The organism is Saccharothrix lopnurensis (assembly GCF_042658445.1).
Lineage (GTDB): Bacteria > Actinomycetota > Actinomycetes > Mycobacteriales > Pseudonocardiaceae > Actinosynnema > Actinosynnema lopnurensis.
Map to the genome: position 1 here is coordinate 16,285 of NZ_JBHSQO010000008.1, position 16,329 is coordinate 32,613.

A 16,329-nucleotide genomic window follows, 5' to 3' on the forward strand; every position below is an offset into this window, starting at 1 on the left:
CTCGGATTTCCTTTTTCCGCACCCCGCGTCGGACCCTACGCGGATCTGTGCCGTTCGCTCAACGGCCACCGCGTATTCCGCAATTTTGCTCACACGATCGAGTTATTCGAAAAAACTCCTCCGGGTGCCGGCGACGAGGCGAATTGCTCAGAGGGGGTCTTCGACCAGGGCGGCGGCGATCCGGGCGGCCGTGTCGAAGGTGTCGCCGGCCGGTCGCGTCCGGTACCGCTCGCGGCCCCGCGCCCAGGCGTGCCCGCGCTCGGCCCAGTCCTGGAACACGGGCGGCTCACCCGTGTTCACCAGCACCTCGAAGAACCGCTCCCACCGCGGGCGGTAGTAGCCGCTCAGCAGCCCGTGCCAGTCGCGGTTGGCGTACTCGCGCAGCGCCGGCGCCGCGGGCGCGCTCCACGTGGTGATCAGGGTGCGGGCCTCCCTCTCCAGCGCGTTCGCCTCGGCACCCGTCGAACCCCAGGACCGCGCCTGCGCCAGCCAGCGCCCCAGCAGCCAGTCCTCGTGCGTGCCCAGGACCTCCTCGCTCAGGTCCAGTGCCCGCAGGAACCGGGCGCTGTGCCGGGCCACGCCCTCGCGGTCCCCGCTCTCGTGCGCGGCCCGCAACCGGTCGAGCAGCAGCCGGGCCCGGTTGGCCAGCACCTGGCGGGTGACGTCGACCAGGTCGTAGCGGTACGGGGCGGAGTCGCGCAGCGGCGGCGCGACGGCCAGCAGGTGCTCCAGGCACGGCGCGAACTCCGACGGGTCGTACCGCCACCGGTCCGGCCCCCACATCGACGCCGAGCCCACGACGAGGGCCGGCTCGGCCGCGAACGGCGTCTCGTGCGGCCCCTCGCCGCTGGTGTGGCCGGTGGCGGAGTGGGCGTACGCGGTGCGCAGCAGGATGTCCCAGGCGGCCGCGGCGCGCGGGTCGTCGGCACCGTACCGGCGGCGCGCGTAGTCCCGGACCCACGCGGCGAGGTCGATCGGCTCCCGGTGCCACGGCACCTCCGCCAGCAGGTCGGCCACCACCGGGTTGTGGTGCGTGCCCTCCGGCACCACGGCCATGCCGACGAGGCGCCGGCGGGCCGGGTCGACCCGCCCCGCCGGCAGCGTGCGGCCGGGCTCCACCAGGTTGCCGAACATGCCGAGCCGGCCGCCGAAGTTGTTGATGGTGCCCCAGCACCACGGCGCACCCCAGTACGCCTCGGTGTGCTGCCACTTGCGCGAGTCGTCGGAGTCCATGTCCAGCACCACGACCCGCTCCCGGTCCACCGCGTCCAGCAGCACCCGGCGCGGGTTGGAGTGCCAGCCCTGGAGCAGCCACCGCGCGCCCGGCACGGCCCGTTCCAGCGAGGTCTGCACGGCCACCCCCGCGCGGGCCAGGTCGGCGCCGTCGAGCAGCGCCGGCAGCTCGTCGTCGCCGACCTCGTGGAACAGGTCGGTGGAGTAGTGCGTGGTGGTGCCGAAGTGCTCGGCCTGCGCGCGGTAGAACCGCTCCGCGACCGCGGGGTAGAGCGGGTCGGTGCAGTCCAGCCAGTACGGCCGCGGGTGGCCCGCGTAGTTCCCCTGCGCGACCACGTGCGCGTCGGGGTTGCGCTCGGCGAACACCCGGTCGGGCACGTGCCCGGCGAAGGCGGGGAACACCGGCGTGATGCCCAGCTCCCGCATCCGGTCGGCGATCCGCCGGCCCAGTTGCGCGCGCCGGCCCAGCAGGGTCCGGCTCACCGGGCCGCAGTGCGCGTTGTCGGCCTCGTCGTAGCCCGTGATCTCGCCGAACCACTGCCACGGCTGGTGCGCGGGCTGCGCGATCCACCGCCGGACCTCCGTCCCGGACAGGCCGAAGTGCTGGAACGCCTCGTACCAGACGATCTCCTGGCCGACCAGGGTGAGCGCCCGGTTGACGCCGCTCATGGCCAGCCGGTCCAGCTCGCGCTCCCACTCCGACCACCCCCAGAACGGGCTGGTGTAGCCGAACGAGGTGAAGTTGTTGGAGTACCGCTCGACCAGTTCGGTGGACCGCCGGACCGACTGCGCCGGCGCGGGCAGGTCGTCGGGCAGCGCGGTGCGGTCGCCGTTGGTGGACAGGTGACCGCCCGCCACGTGCTCCAGCCACCAGCGCAGCCCGGACATCAGGGCGACGCCACCGCTGCCCGCCAGCCGCACCTCGCCCCTCGACCCGCCGATCTCGAACACGTCGGCCTCGCCGGCGGCGGGCGCCAGCTCGTCGAGCACGAACTGCTCGGCGGCGTCGGAGCCGAGCAGCCGCTCGATCGCCTCCCGCACCGCGGCGGAGTCGTCCCCCGACGGCGACGACGACGCGCGGCCGGCCGCGGCGAGCGAGCCGGCCGCGAGCGAGACGAGCAGGAACGTCCTCCTGGTCACGGCGGTCATGTGTGCTCCTCCTGTGGGGCTGCGGTGCCGGGGACGTCCGCCTGGCTGTCGTCGGTGGTGCCGATAGACCGTTCGGACCAGCCACATGGTACGGACGACCGATACTCGTGGTTGCCGTGTGATCACAAAGCGTGACAACAAGGTCGTCGCTCACCGGAACGGCGCACAGCACGAGGAGGATGGGGCGCACGATCCGGGACGGGGGACCGCCGCGGCACCGGTGGTGCCGCGGCCGGAACACGGTCGGCGGTGCTCCCGGCCGTGGCCGCCACCGCGCCGGGAATACCTCGGCAGGGGGACGACTGAGACCTGTTCGATGACCGGATTTCCCGCTTTCAGGTGAGAACGCCGGAAGACCTCAGCCCTCCCGGTCCATCGGTGAGGGTGCGCACGGGCCCGGATTACCCGTTGGCACAGACAGGTTCGAACATCCGCCTCACGGGTATGGGTCAGGCATGACGGAAGCCACCACCACGGCCCGGCACTCGCTGTGGTCCGAGACCATCCCCCACGGGCGCTATCCCGCCCTCTCCGGCGAGACCTCGGTCGACGTCGCGGTCGTGGGCGGCGGTATCACCGGCGTGACCACGGCCCTGCTGCTCAAGCGCGCGGGCCTGAGCGTGGCGCTGGTCGAGGCCGACCAGGTCGGTGGTGGCGTCAGCGGCAACAACACCGCCAAGGTCACCGCCCTCCAGTCCACGGTGTACACCCGGCTGGTGAAGAAGCAGGGCGTGGAGGCGGCCTCCGACTACGCCGCCGCGAGCCTGGCCGCGGTCGGGTTCGTCGCCGCGCTGGCCGAGGGGGAGGGCGTCGACTGCGACCTGCGCCGCCACCCCGCCTACACCTACGCCCTCACCGAGGACGAGCTGCCCGCCGTCGAGGCGGAGGCGGAGGCCGCCCTGCGCGCGGGGCTGCCCGTGGTCCTCGACCGGGGCGAGCTGATGGGCGTGCCGTTCGAGGTCGCGGGCGCGGTGCGGCTGGACGACCAGGTGGTGTTCCACCCCGTCAAGTACGTGCGCGGGCTGGCCGAGCGGGTCGACGGCGACGGGTCCCGCGTCCACGAGGGCAGCCGCGTGCTGCGCATCGAGGAGGGCGACCGGGTCCGCGTGCGCACCGAGTCGGGCACGGTCGTCGCCGACCGCGTCGTGATCGCCACCCACTACCCGATCCTGGACCGCGGCCTCTACTTCGCCCGCCTGGAGGCCACGCGCGCCTACTGCGTCGCGGCCACGCTGCGCTCGGGCGAGCCGCCCACCGGCCTGGCCATCAGCGCGGGCAGCCCGTCGTGGTCCCTGTCCACCGACGGCGAGCGGCTGATCGTGGCCGGGCAGAGCCACACCACCGGCTCCGACGAGGGAGAGCCCTACGACGAGCTGATCAGGTTCACCCGCGAGCGCTGGGACGTCGAGGAGATCACCCACCTGTGGTCCGCCCAGGACGCCGTGCCCTACGACAAGCTGCCCATGATCGGCCCCTACACCCCGGGAGACCGGCGGCTCTACGGCGCGACCGGCTACCAGAAGTGGGGCCTGTCCAGCGGCACGATCGCCGCCATGCTGCTGAGCGACCTGGTCCGCGACCGGGAGAACGCCTGGGCCGAGCGGTTCAGCCCGCACCGGCTGTCGCTGACGTCCACGCCGACCCTGGCCAAGATGAACGCCAAGGTCGCCGCGGACTTCGTCGGCGACCGGCTGCGCGGCGCGGACGTCGACTCGGTGGCGGAGGTGCCGCCCGGCGAGGCCCGCGTGGTGCGCGACGGCAAGGACAAGGTCGGCGTGTTCCGCGACGACCAGGGCGGCGTGCACGCCGTGTCGATGCGCTGCACCCACCTGGGCTGCCTGGTGCGGTTCAACAACGCCGAGCGCAGCTGGGACTGCCCCTGCCACGGCTCGCGGTTCGACGTGGACGGCGCCGTGCTGGAGGGTCCGGCCACCGAACCGCTGCCCCGCCGGGACCCCGCTTGACCACGGTCGGGGTCGAGGAGGAGTTCCTGCTGGTCGACCCGCGGACGCGGCGGCCGGTGGCGCGGGCCGAGGAGGTGCTGGCGCACGTCGCGCCGCACGACCTGCCCGCCGGGGCGAAGGCGCACCGCGAGCTGATCGGCACGCAGGTGGAGTTCGCCAGCGGTGTCTGCCGCGACCTGCCGGAGCTGGCCGGGCAGCTGGTGGCGGGCCGCCGGGTGCTGGACCGGGCGGCCCGCGCCGAGGGGCTGCGCCTGGCCGCGACCGGCACGCCCGTGCTGGCCGACCCGGCGCCGGCGCTGAGCCGGGGCGAGCGGTTCGAGCTGATCGAGAACCTCTACCGCGGCCAGGTCGCCGACTACCAGTGCTGCGGCTGCCACGTGCACGTCGGCGTGCCGGACCGGGACACCGCCGTGCACGTGGTCAACCACCTGCGGCCGTGGCTGCCCACGCTGCTGGCCCTGGGCGGCAACTCGCCGTTCCACGCGGGCCGCGACACCGGGTACGCGAGCTGGCGGATGCTCGAACAGGCCAAGTTCCCCGGCGCGGGCGTCACGCCCTACTTCAAGACCGCCGCCGAGCACGACGCCGCGGTGGACCGGCTCGTCGACTGCGGCGTGCTGGCGGACGCGGCCCAGACGTTCTGGCTGGCCCGCCCGTCACCCCGGTACCCGACGGTGGAGGTGCGGGTGGCCGACACCGCCGCCACCGCGGCCCACGCCGTGCTCCAGGCCGGCCTGACCCGGGCGCTGGTGCGCACCGCGCTGGCCGCCGGCTCGCCGCCGCCGGAACCGGACGAGCAGGTGCTGGCGGCGGCCGTGTGGTCGGCGGCCCGCTACGGCCTGACCGGGTCCGGGGTGGACGTCCTGGCCGCGCGCCGGGTGCCCGCGGTGGAGCTGGTGGAGGCGCTGGTGGCGCACGTGTCCGACCACCTGGGGGAGGACCGCGACCAGGTGGGGTCGCTGCTGCGCGACGTGCTGGCCGGCGGCACGGGCGCGCAGCGGCAGCGCGCGGCGGGCGAGGCGGGTCCCGCGGTGGACCTCCTCACGTGGATCGTCACCGAAAGTGGGTAGTCAACGCGCATGACCTCTGTGGACCGGGCCGTCGACTCGGCCGTACTGCCCGCGCCGCGCGGGCCGTTGTCGGCGGCGGTGCTGGACGCCCTGCGCGGCGCCCCGCCCGCCGTCGGCCTGCCGGCGGACGTCACCGCCGACCCGTACGGCGAAGACCTCCAGCTGGCCCTGCACGTCTGCTACGAGCTGCACTACCAGGGCTTCGCGGGCGTGTCGGACGAGTGGGAGTGGGACCCCGAGCTGCTGAGGTTCCGGGCCGCGCTGGAGCGCGTCTTCCTGGACGCGCTGCGCGCCGACGTGCCGGGCGGTTCCGACCTCACGGGCGTGCTCGACGAACTGCTGGTCGAACCGGTCGACGGCACGGGCGTGAGCCACTTCCTCCGGGACCGGGGCGAGTGGTGGCACGTGCGCGAGTACTTCGCGCTGCGCTCCATCTACCACCTCAAGGAGGCCGACCCGCACGCCTGGGTCATCCCGAGGCTGCGCGGCAAGGCCAAGGCCGCGCTGGTGGCGGTGGAGTTCGACGAGTTCGGAGGCGGGCGCGGGGACCGGATGCACTCGCAGCTGTTCGCGAACCTCCTGGACGGCGCCGACCTCGACCACGGCTACCTGCACTACCTGGAGCACGCGCCCGCGGTCGTGCTCGCCACGGTGAACCTGATGTCGCTGTGCGGGCTGCACCGGTCGCTGCGCGGCGCGCTGGTCGGGCACTTCGCCGCCGCCGAGATCACCACCGCGCCCAGCGCCGCCCGGATGGCCAAGGCGCTGGAGCGCCTGGACGCGCACCCGGACTGCGTCGAGTTCTTCACCGAGCACATCGAGGCCGACGCCGTGCACGAGCAGGTGATGCGCCTGGACGTGATCGGCGACCTGCTCGACCGCGAGCCGGAGCTGACCGCGTCGGTGGTGTTCGGCGTGCAGGCCACCGAACTGCTGGAGGCCCGGCTGGGGGAGCACCTGCTGGGGTCGTGGGAAAAGGGGCAGACGGCGCTCCGCCTGCCCCTCTAGCCTGCTGCCCCTCTAGCCGCTGCCCCTCTGGCCCGCTGCCCCTCCAGCCCGGTGTGCCCGCCCTAACGGCGTTTGCGGTGGCTCGTGTCGCACAGCGGGTAGCGCTTGCTGCGGCGGCACGAGCAGACCGCGACCACGAACCGGTCCGAACTCACCACCGTCCCGTCCTCCATCCGCACCTCGACCGGCCCCTCCACCAGGAGGGGACCGCCGGGCACCACGGTCACCTTGCGCGCGTCACGCGGCGTCGGCACGGATCACCACCAGTTCCTCGTGCTGCTGTCCGTCCTCGATGAGCCCCTGCTCGCGCAGCCACGGCGCGCGGCCGCGCATCACCGGTCCGAAGGGGATGGTCCGGCGCGCCACCACGGCCGCCTTGAGGCCGCCGCCGCGCAGCTGGCGCAGCGTCACGTCCGGGTCGCAGAGTTCGGAGTGCACGATCAGCCCCACGCCCTTGGCCGCCAGCAGCAGCGGCAGCACCGCGCACAGCCGGTCGAGCACCGCGCGCCCGCGCGAACCCGCGTCCCAGGCCCGCTCGCAGCCGCGCGCGGGCACGGTCGTGCTGGGCACGTAGGGCGGGTTCGCGGTCACCACGTCGAACTCGCCGATTCCCACCAGGTCGCCGAAGTCGCCGTGCCGGGCGCGGACGGGCACGCCCCGAAGGCGCCCGTTCACCCACGCCGCCGCCACCGCGCGCCGACACCGGTCGACCGCGGTCACCTCGCCCGCACCGGCCCGACCGGCGGCGACCGCCAGGGCGCCGGTACCCGTGCACACGTCCAGCACCCGCGCGCCGCGCGGGATGCCCGCCTCCGCCAGAGCTTCGACCATGAGCCAGGTGTCCTCCTGCGGGCGGTACACACCGGGCGGTCGCCAGAACCACATAGGACAGTGGTTCCCGGCGTTCGGATCCGCAAACGAACCGCGATGTCGAGGTTCAACCACCTCTTCACGGGGGAACCCCCGGTTCCCGGACGTGGAGGTGTTGCCGTGGGCGTGGTGGAAGCGGCACGTGCCGCCGCCAGGGAGCAGGTCGTGGTGGCGATGCTGGACATCCCGCGCCTGATCACCCACCCGGCTTGGCGCGGGGCCGACCCGGACGAGGGCAGGGGCCTCGGCGTCCTGCTCGTGCCGGGTTTCGGCTTCGGCGACCTGAGCCTGCGCCTGACCGGCACGTGGTTGCGCAACCGGGGTTACGTGCCCGCGGGGGCGCACATCGGGCTCAACATCGGGTGCACCACGCAGCTGGTGGACCGCCTGGAGCGGCGCCTCCAGGCGCACGCGGAGAAGACCGGCGGCCCGGTCGTGCTGTTCGGCCAGAGCCGCGGCGGTGGCCTGGCCAGGCTGCTCGCCGTGCGGCGGCCGGAACTGGTGCGCGGCCTGGTGATGGTCGGCAGCCCGGTGCTGGACACCCTGGGCGCGCACCCGAGCGTGGTGCGGGTGGCGCGGACGCTGGCGCGGCTGTCCGCCGCCGGTCTGCCCGGGTTGCTCGACGAGGACTGCTTCGCGGGCTCCTGCTACGACACCAACTCCGAGGCCATGGCCCGACCGCTGGAGGTGCCGGCCGTCGCGGTGTTCTCGCCCAACGACGTGATCGCGCCGCCGAAGCTGTGTGCCGACCCGTGCGCGGAGTGCGTGGAGGTCAGGAGCACGCACACCGGCATGGCGCTGGACCCGGAGCTGTACGAGCTGCTGGCGCCCCGGTTGGCGGCGTGGGCGCGGGAGGCGGAGCCGGCCACCGAGGTGGAGCGGGCGCCGGAACGGGTGTCGCTGGCGAGCACGGCGTGAGATGATCTCCCCCGGTACGAGGGGGACCACATCGACGACCCGTCAGCGCGCCTCGTGGCGTTCGGCAACCAGCTGGTGCAGGCGCACATCGCGCTGCGCGAACGGCTGGAGGAGCTGGGCGACCACCTGGAGGAGCACCTGGCCGGCGAACGCGGCCGGTCGATCGACCTGCGGACGCACTGCCTGTCGTTCTGCGCGGCCGTGACCACGCACCACACCGCCGAGGACGACGGCGCGTTCCCCGTGCTGGCGCGGGAGCACCCCGAGCTGCGCCCGGTGCTCGACGAGCTGGGCCGGGACCACCGGATCGTCACCGACGCGCTGCGGGAGCTGGCCGGGCTGGTCGAGCGCGCGGGGGAGGACGGCGTGTCCGCGCTCGTCCTGCGCACCGAGCTGGACAGCGTGGCCGCGCTGCTGGAGACCCACTTCACCTACGAGGAGCGCCGGCTCGCGGACGCGCTGTCGGGGTTGACCGGCAGGCTCGGCGCGGTCGACGCCGAGCTGGTGGCCCGCGCGGTGCGGGTGCCCCGCGACCCGTGACCGCGACCCGTGACCGCGACCCGTGACCGCGACCCCCGCCGGAGTGGTCAGCCGATGTCGGCGCCGTACACGTGGTCGACCGCCATCGTCATGAGCACCCGGCGGTCGGCCACCATCACCGAGCGGTACTCGTCCCAGTCGGGGTGCTCGCCGGCGGCCAGGCGGTAGTACTCCACCAGCGCCTCGACCTCGGGGTCGTCGGGGTCGGTGCCCGGCCCGGTCAGCGTCACCGTGCCCTCGGCGGTGGCCCAGGACCGGCCGTTGGCGCTGGTGACCTCCAGGGCGGCCCTCGGGTCGCGGCGCAGGTTCGCCGTCTTGGCCCGGCCCTCGGTCATGGACACGTAGAGGACCTCGCGCTCCCGGTCGTAGTACGGCATGACGGGGGAGAGCTGGGGGCGGCCGTCCGCCTTGATGGTGGCGAGCACGCCGAGCCTGCTCCGCGCGAGCAGCGCGCGGGGGTCGAACGGGTCTTCGGTCACGGCCGCACCTCCGGGGATCGCGGAACTGCTTGATCATCACCAGCGTAACCGCTGCCGCCGGGCCCGGTGGGGGTCCGCGCGGGCCGTTGACAACGGTGCCGCCCTGTGAATTCTCGTTCCCGAAGATTTGGCACCGATTCACTCTGAGGTGTTATTCCCCGTGCGATCCTGCCGAAGTGCGGCCACCCTGCGACGCCGCACCGGGGAGGAGACACGCGATCGTGAGGAATCGGTCCCTGCTTCATCCGATTGCTTTCGTGGTGACCGCCGTCGCGGTGGCGGCGGCCCTGGTGGTTCCGGCGGCGTCGGGCGCCGCGCCGGTCACGGTGGCCTCGGCCATCGGGCAGCAGAACGGTGCGACCGCCACCGTGCGGGGCTACGTGGTGGGTCAGCCGACCGCCACGAACACCGTGGTGCGGTCGGGCTTCCCGTCGGACTACGCGCTGGCGCTGGCCGACTCGCCCACCCAGACCGGCACCGGTCAGATGCTCTACGTCCAGGTCACGTCGTCGTTCCGGGCGCAGTGGGGGTTGCGGGCCAACCCCGGCCTGCTGGGCAGGCAGGTCGACGTGACGGGGGTGCTGGGCGCGTACTTCTCGCACCCCGGCCTCACCTCGACCACGGCGTTCGCCTTCGCGGGCGGCGCCGTGCCCACGACGACCACGACGACCGGCCCGACCACGACGACCAGGCCCACCACGGCGCCCACGACCACCGTGCCCGGCGGCGTGGACGACTACTACCGCGCCGCGCTGGGCAAGTCCGGGGCGACGCTGAAGACGGCGCTGCACGGCATCATCCGCAACCAGACCCGGTTGTCCTACGACCAGGTGTGGGAGGCGCTGAAGGTCACCGACGAGGACCCGGCCAACCCGAACAACGTGGTGCTGCTGTACTCGGGGCGGTCGCAGTCGAAGTCGGCCAACGGCGGGAACGCCGACGACTGGAACCGCGAGCACGTCTGGGCGAAGTCGCACGGCGACTTCGGCACCGCGACCGGGCCGGGCACCGACGTGCACCACCTGCGGCCGGAGGACGTGTCGGTGAACGCCAACCGGGGCAACAAGGACTTCGACAGCGGCGGTTCGGCGGCGGCCGAGGCGCCGGGCAACTACACCGACGGCGACTCCTGGGAGCCGCGCAACGCGGTGAAGGGCGACGTGGCGCGGATGCTGTTCTACATGGCGGTGCGCTACGAGGGCGGCGACGGGTTCGCGAACCTGGAGCTGAACGACCGCGTCGCCAACGGGACGGCGCCGTACCACGGGCGGTCGTCGGTGCTGCTGCGGTGGCACGCGCAGGACCCGCCGGACGCGTTCGAGAAGCGCCGCAACCAGGTCATCCACGACCGGTTCCAGGGCAACCGGAACCCGTTCGTCGACCACCCGGAGTGGGCGGCGTCGATCTGGGGCTGACCCGGCCGGCACAGCCCTTCGCACGTGACCAGGACGGCGGCGTGGACCCGGTCCACGCCGCCGTCCTTCGTGCGCCGGTCGCCGAATGCGGCGCGCCGCATTTCGGGGAAATCACACCCCGCTCCGGTTCCGCCGCTGCTTTCTGTTACCCCGCGCGCGGCAGCGCCGGGTGATCGGCAACCCGGTCCGCCGGTGAACCGCGCCGGCAATCACCGCCGGCACCGGTTCAGCGGACGTGCGCCGCCGCCACCCGGCCCGGCGACTCCGACCGGGCCGCGGGCACCACGGGCTCCGCGCAGATGTTCTTGGCCACCGACAGCAGCTGCACCACGTCGGTGGCGAAGGCGAACCCCCGCGCGTGCTGGTCCCCGGCGGCGTGGAACAACCGGTAGGCCCGGATGATCCACTCGGTCATCGAGTCGTCCCGCAGCACCTCGTGCTCGCGGTGCCCGTTCACCGTCACCGTCAGCTGCGAGTGGTCGTCGTCGTCGCTGACCGCGAAGTGGCCCACCGCGACGCCCCGCTCGAACTCCACGGTGATCCGCCGCTCCCGCACCGGCGAGGTCAGGTCCGAGCTGATCTCGGTGCGCACCCCGTTGTTGTGCCGTAGCCCCACCCGCGCGCCACCCATCCTGGGCACCACCACGTCGCCCACCACCAGGTCGAACCCGGCCGCGTGGGTCACCCGCGCGCTGCCCGCGAGCCGCAGCGCGAGCCCCACGCCGTGCGGCAGCTCCACGTCGAACGCGGTCGGGTGGCTCGGCCTGGTCAGCGACCTGCGGAAGCGCGGCCTGTCCTGCACGACCGAGATCGCCCTCGGCTCGCCCAGCGACCCGCCGCGCACCAGCCCGACCAGCCGTTCGGCGAGCGTGCTGGTCAGCCACGGCTCGACCACCGCGACCCGCAGGCCGTGCTTGCGCCGCAGCCGGGTGATCCGGGCCAGGTCGTCGGTGTCCGCGGCCAGCGGCTTCTCGACGATCACGTTGCGGAACCCGCGCTCGGCCAGCTGCGCGATCACCTCGGCGCGCGCCGCCGGCGGCGTGCACACGTGCGCCACCGTCTCGGCCGGGTCCAGCAGCGTGGCGGCCTCGGCCAGGCTGCCCACCATCGCCAGCCCCGGGCGTTCCGCGGGCAGCCGGCGCGGGTCGCACGCCACCACCGGTCGGTCGTCGAACAACTGCCGGACCGAGGCCCGAGCCCTGGCCAGCACCGGCAGGTGCAGGTCTGCCCCGGCCCGCCCCAACCCAACGACGAGTGTTCGCACCAGAGAGCCCCGCCCGTCCCGTGTGATCGCGGAAGACATCGAGAAATAACGATCGGAATTACTGCCGATGACGTTAGTCGGGGATGTGCCGACGTTGTCAACTCCGTGTCCGCGAGTTGACCAGGAAGAGTGAACTGGTCGGTGGCCCAAGGCTCTCCCGGTCGCCTGGCATACGCTCGCAGTCGGAGCGACGACAGCGGAGGTGAACGCGTTGACCGGGCCATTCTTCACGCGATCGACGGCATTTTGTGATTTGTGGCAGATGGCCCCGTGGAATGTTGTCGGAGTGGTCGGGAACGGTGAGTTCCCGCGCGGGTCCGAAGCGCTCGAATTCGAATCGCGGGCCGTGCCGAGGGGGCGGCACGCGTGAAACCCCACGACCTGGGCACGCTGTTCGACGAGGTCGCCTCGCGCCGGCCGCACACCACCGTGCACCTGGACCGGCCCTTCGACATCGTGCCGGGCGACGGCCCCGGCGCCGTCGAGCACACCGTGCCGGAGTTGGCCTGGCTGGTGCGCGAGGCCGCCGGGTGGCTGCACGCCGCGGGCCTGCGCCGCGGGGAGCGCGTCGCCGTGGTCAAGCGCAACCACTACGACTACGCCCTGCTGGCGTGCGCGGCGATCCGGCTCGGCGCGGTGCCCGCGCTGATCTCCGGTCGCCTGCCCGACGACGTGCTGGAGGTCCTGCTCAAGCGCCTGGAGCCGGCCCTGCTGGTGACCGACCGCCGCCCGCCCGCCGACGCCGCCCGCCGCGTGCTGTCGCTGGACCCGGCGGTGGAGGGCGCGCTGACCCTGGACGACGTGCGCGGCCAGGGCGTGCCCGCGCCCCGGCGCAGGCACGACGACGAACCGCTGGTGATCCACCACACCTCCGGCACCACCGGCGTGCCCAAGCTCGTCGTGCACACCACCCGCACCCTGGCGCACCGGCCGTCCCGCGTCGGGGTGGCGCGGTGGCCGGTCATCGGGGCGCGCCGGGACGACGTGGTCGCCAACGCCGCCTCCTACGCCCACGTCCGGGCGTTCCGCTGGACCGCGGGCGTGTTCCGCCGGGCCCCGCGCGAGGTCGTGCTGCTCAGCGAGGCCGGCTCCGCCGAGCGGGTGTTCACGCAGCACCCGCCGACCACCCTGGAGGCGCTGCCCGCCGCCTACGCGCGGTGGCGTCCCCTGGCCGCCCGGCCCGACAACCCGTTCCGCGACGTGCGGCTGTTCGTCAGCGCCTACGACGCGGTGCACCCGCCCGTCGTCCGGACCATGCTGCACGCGTCCCGGCGCCGGTGGCCGGTGTGGGTGCAGGGCTGGGGCCAGAGCGAGACCGGCCCGCTGACCTCCCGGGTCCTCACCCGCCGCGCGGTCAACCGCCCCTTCGACGCGCGCGACCTGGGCCGTCCGGCGCCGGGCCGCACCCGGCTGCGCGTGGTCGACCCGGCCACCCTCGAACCCGTGCCGCACGGCCGGGCGGGGCTGCTGCTGGCCCGCACCGCCGCCCGCTGCCCCGGCTACGTCGGGGAGCAGGACCGCTGGCTGGCCAAGACCAGCGGGGCCTGGTGGCACACCGGCGACCTCGGCGTGCTCACCCGCGGCGGCGCGGTGCGGCTGCTGGACCGCGAGGTGGACGCCGTGCCCGGCCTGAGCTGCCTGGAGGTGGAAGACCTGCTGGAGGACCGGCTCCCCGAGGTGGTGGAGTGCGTGGTGCTGGGCGCCCCCGGCGGCCCGCCGGTCCCGGTGCTCGTGCTCGACGGCCCGCTGGACCCGCCCGCCTGGCGGCGGGCCGTGGCCGACCTGCCGCCCCTGGCCGCCCCGCACGTGCTGGCCTGGGACGAGGTGCCGCGCACCGCCACCGGCAAGGTCCGCCGCCTCGACCTGCTCATCCGGCTGACCGGCGCCGCCGACATCCACGGCAGCGGGCGGTGGACGTGACCACCCGCGTCCCGGGACGTGCGCAGGTCGCCGAGCGGCACCGCCTCCTGTCCGCCGCCCACGACCCGCCGACCCCCGGCCGGCGGGAGCGGACCCGCGTCCACCCCCACCGACCGGAACCGGCATGACCACCTCCACGCTGGCGGCCGTGCCCTGGTCCGGCCCGGTGGACCTGGCGCTCGCCGGCGAGCTGGACGTGCAGGCCGCGTGCGGGCTCATGCACGTCCACGGCCGCCGCTTCGGGCGGCCCACCCCGCTGGGCCTGGACTACGCCTCGATCCTGGCCGGCGAGCTGGCCGCGCTCGGCGCCGCGGCGCTGGAGCTGGCCCGGCTGCGCGGCGCGGTCGCGCGCTCGGTGACCACCTCCGTCGCCCAGGCCGCCCTGCTGGCGGTGTCGCAGTACCTGGCCGCGGCCACCACCGCCGCGGACGACGACGCCCCGGTGGTGCCCTTCGGCGTGGGCGGACCGCCGTTCGTGTCCGGCGACGGGGTGGCCTTCGAGCTGGAGGCGCCGGACGCCGAGGTGTGGCGGCGCTTCTGGACGGCCCTGCGCGCCGACCCCCGGGCGGTGGCCGGCTCGTGGCGGACCTTCGCCGACCGCTTCGCCACCGCCACCTGCCCGCTGCCGCCCGAGCTGACCGGGGTGACCGCGCGGTTGCCGCTCCAGGTGCTGGAACGCGCGGCGGCCGCCACCGGGACGAGCCTGGTGCGGGTGGCCAACCGGGTCCTGGACCACCTGCCCGCCTACCGGATCGCGGAGCTGCCCGGCGCGGCCGGTCCGCGGGTCCCCGCGCCGCGCGGCGCGCTGCCGCTGTCCGGCCTGGTCGTGCTGGAGTCGTGCCGCCGGGTCCAGGGCCCGCTGACCGGGCACCTGCTGCGGCTGCTCGGCGCGGTCGTGGTGCGCGCCGAACCGCCCGGCGGCGACCCGGCCCGCGGCGTCCCGCCGGTGGCCGACTGCCGGTCCGGCCCGGTGTCGGCCCGCTTCCACGCGCTCAACCGGGGCAAGCGGGTGGTCGAGGTCGACCTGGCCACCGTGGCGGGGCGGCACGAGCTGCTGGAGCTGGCCGCCGACGCCGACGTGTTCCTGCACGACTGGGCGCCCGGCAGGGCGGAGCGGTGGGCGCTGCGGGCCCGCGACGTGGCCAGGGCGCGGCCGGGCGTCGTCTACGCGCACGCCTCCGGGTGGGGTGACGAGCTGGGGGACCGGCCGCCGCCGGCCACCGACTTCGTGGTGCAGGCGCACGCCGGCGTGCCGCCGTCGCTGATGACCGTGCTCGACGTGTTCGGCGGCGTGGTGTGCGCGCGGGGCGTGGTGGACGCGCTGGTGCGGCGCGTCCGCTCCGGCGCGGGCCGGGAGGTGCGCTCCTCGCTGCTGTCCGCGGCGTCCCGGCTCAACGCCCGCGCCGCCCGGCGCTGCACCGCGCGGCTGACCGCGCCGGTGTGCACCGACCTGGCCCGGCTGGCCGCCGACCCCCGGTTCGCGCGGGTGCTGGTGCGGGACGGCTGCGTGGTGCCGACCTCGCCGTGGGAGTTCTCGTGACGCGCGACCTCGCGCCCGCCGGCCCGGTACCCGCCGGCCGGATCACCCCGCCCCGCCCCCGACCTCGCCGGCGTCGCGCGGCACCAGCCCCACCACCGGCACCGTCGTGCGGCCCCGACCGCCACCGCCACCTCGCCCACCACCAGCACGGGCAGGTCCGACCCGGTCAACCCGGTGCCCAGGTCCCGTCCCGGCAGCACGAGCGCCGCCACCGCCGCCCCGACGCCCAGCACCGACCCGGCCGGCCGCGCCGGCCGGCCGCGCCGGCCGAAACGGCGCGCACGCGGCGCACAGGGCGCCGACCAGCGTCAGGCAGCGCAGCACGTCCCCCGGGACGGGGAGCGCGGGAGATTCGTTCCGGTCACGCGCCGGGCGGGGTCCAGACACCGGAGGGGAGGCCGACCTGGCGGAGGAGGTCGGCGAGGTTGTAGTAGTCCTCGCAGCGCGCGATCTTGCCGTTCTTGAGCTCGAAGTGGGTCAGGACGGGGACGGTGAAGGACTTGCCGGTGGGCGGGAGGTGCTCGGCGAAGGAGCCGATGTCGGTGCCGGAGAACTCCCAGCGCACGGCGACGCGGTCACCGGAGCGGAAGGCGTCGACGATCTCCACCCTCGGGTCCTCGATGGAGGCGTGGGTGTTGGCGACCCACCCCGCGACGCCGTCCTTGCCGGTGAAGGTGGCCTGGAAGGCGTGGTCGGTGTAGCTGCCGGTGTCGGTGAACAGGGCGGCCATGCGCTCGGGCGAGTTGGTGTTCCACGCGGCGGCCCACTCGTCCGCGATCGGGGTGCTGCGGTGGGCGTGGTCGTGGTGCGCGCCCGGTGCCGACACGGGGACCGAGGCCGGTGCGGGGGCGGGGGCGGGTGCGGGGGCCGCGCCGGCGACGGCGCCACCGAGGACGGCGGCCAGCACGACGGCGGAGAAGACGCCTGCGGAGCGGCGGGTGGTGGTGTTCACGGCGGGA

At 74.7% G+C, this 16,329-nt stretch carries 14 protein-coding genes; 8 read left to right on the plus strand and 6 right to left on the minus strand.

Features of this window, described 5'->3' with window-relative positions; all coding sequences use genetic code 11:
- Positions 1-147 precede the first annotated feature (147 nt).
- On the minus strand, positions 148-2,382 hold the full coding sequence (locus ACFP3R_RS10300; RefSeq protein ID WP_380635005.1) for an alpha-N-acetylglucosaminidase: 2,235 nt from the start codon (positions 2,380-2,382) through the stop codon (positions 148-150).
- Positions 2,383-2,837: 455 nt separating this feature from the next.
- Between ACFP3R_RS10300 and ACFP3R_RS10305 the strand changes: the two genes are divergently transcribed.
- From ACFP3R_RS10305 to ACFP3R_RS10315, 3 genes are read left to right on the plus strand one after another with little or no spacing between them, the layout of a single operon-like run.
- Entirely contained in the window at positions 2,838-4,346 is a 1,509-nt protein-coding gene (locus tag ACFP3R_RS10305) for an FAD-dependent oxidoreductase (protein WP_380635006.1), read from the plus strand.
- On the plus strand, positions 4,343-5,416 hold the full coding sequence (locus ACFP3R_RS10310) for a carboxylate-amine ligase (protein ID WP_380635007.1): 1,074 nt from the start codon (positions 4,343-4,345) through the stop codon (positions 5,414-5,416). Before ACFP3R_RS10305 ends, ACFP3R_RS10310 begins: the two co-directional genes overlap by 4 nt.
- Before the next feature lie 9 nt (positions 5,417-5,425).
- Positions 5,426-6,424 (plus strand): iron-containing redox enzyme family protein, encoded by a 999-nt coding sequence (locus ACFP3R_RS10315; protein WP_380635008.1) that lies wholly within the window; start codon positions 5,426-5,428, stop codon positions 6,422-6,424.
- A gap of 62 nt (positions 6,425-6,486) precedes the next feature.
- Here ACFP3R_RS10315 and ACFP3R_RS10320 read toward each other — a convergent pair whose 3' ends face one another.
- Positions 6,487-6,678 (minus strand): CDGSH iron-sulfur domain-containing protein, encoded by a 192-nt coding sequence (locus ACFP3R_RS10320; RefSeq protein WP_380635010.1) that lies wholly within the window; start codon positions 6,676-6,678, stop codon positions 6,487-6,489.
- Positions 6,662-7,309 (minus strand): HemK2/MTQ2 family protein methyltransferase, encoded by a 648-nt coding sequence (locus ACFP3R_RS10325; RefSeq protein ID WP_380635012.1) that lies wholly within the window; start codon positions 7,307-7,309, stop codon positions 6,662-6,664. Before ACFP3R_RS10325 ends, ACFP3R_RS10320 begins: the two co-directional genes overlap by 17 nt.
- A 105-nt stretch (positions 7,310-7,414) precedes the next feature.
- On the opposite strand from ACFP3R_RS10325, the gene ACFP3R_RS10330 reads away from it, so the two are divergent.
- A complete protein-coding gene (locus ACFP3R_RS10330) occupies positions 7,415-8,212 on the plus strand; it encodes an alpha/beta fold hydrolase (RefSeq protein WP_380635013.1) in 798 nt (265 codons plus the stop codon).
- 54 nt (positions 8,213-8,266) lie between these two features.
- Entirely contained in the window at positions 8,267-8,752 is a 486-nt protein-coding gene (locus ACFP3R_RS10335) for a hemerythrin domain-containing protein (protein WP_380635014.1), read from the plus strand.
- Positions 8,753-8,799: 47 nt separating this feature from the next.
- On the opposite strand, the gene ACFP3R_RS10340 is transcribed toward ACFP3R_RS10335, so the two are convergent.
- Positions 8,800-9,231, minus strand: coding sequence for a PPOX class F420-dependent oxidoreductase (locus ACFP3R_RS10340; protein WP_380635016.1), 432 nt, complete (start codon positions 9,229-9,231; stop codon positions 8,800-8,802).
- A 257-nt stretch (positions 9,232-9,488) separates the two neighbouring features.
- On the opposite strand from ACFP3R_RS10340, the gene ACFP3R_RS10345 reads away from it, so the two are divergent.
- Positions 9,489-10,646: an endonuclease gene (locus ACFP3R_RS10345; RefSeq protein WP_380635018.1), complete on the plus strand. Its 1,158-nt coding sequence runs from the start codon at positions 9,489-9,491 to the stop codon at positions 10,644-10,646.
- A 226-nt stretch (positions 10,647-10,872) separates the two neighbouring features.
- Here the strand turns inward: ACFP3R_RS10345 and ACFP3R_RS10350 are convergent, their stop codons facing one another.
- A complete protein-coding gene (locus ACFP3R_RS10350; protein ID WP_380635020.1) occupies positions 10,873-11,910 on the minus strand; it encodes a Gfo/Idh/MocA family protein in 1,038 nt (345 codons plus the stop codon).
- A 366-nt stretch (positions 11,911-12,276) separates the two neighbouring features.
- Between ACFP3R_RS10350 and ACFP3R_RS10355 the strand changes: the two genes are divergently transcribed.
- Together ACFP3R_RS10355 and ACFP3R_RS10360 are read left to right on the plus strand one after the other, a co-directional pair.
- Entirely contained in the window at positions 12,277-13,830 is a 1,554-nt protein-coding gene (locus ACFP3R_RS10355) for a class I adenylate-forming enzyme family protein (protein ID WP_380635021.1), read from the plus strand.
- A 124-nt stretch (positions 13,831-13,954) separates the two neighbouring features.
- Entirely contained in the window at positions 13,955-15,370 is a 1,416-nt protein-coding gene (locus ACFP3R_RS10360; RefSeq protein WP_380635022.1) for a CoA transferase, read from the plus strand.
- A gap of 361 nt (positions 15,371-15,731) precedes the next feature.
- On the opposite strand, the gene ACFP3R_RS10365 is transcribed toward ACFP3R_RS10360, so the two are convergent.
- Positions 15,732-16,322 carry an ester cyclase gene (locus tag ACFP3R_RS10365; protein ID WP_380635024.1) on the minus strand — a complete coding sequence of 197 codons (591 nt, stop codon included), beginning with the start codon at positions 16,320-16,322 and terminating at the stop codon, positions 15,732-15,734.
- Between the last annotated feature and the right edge of the window lie 7 nt (positions 16,323-16,329).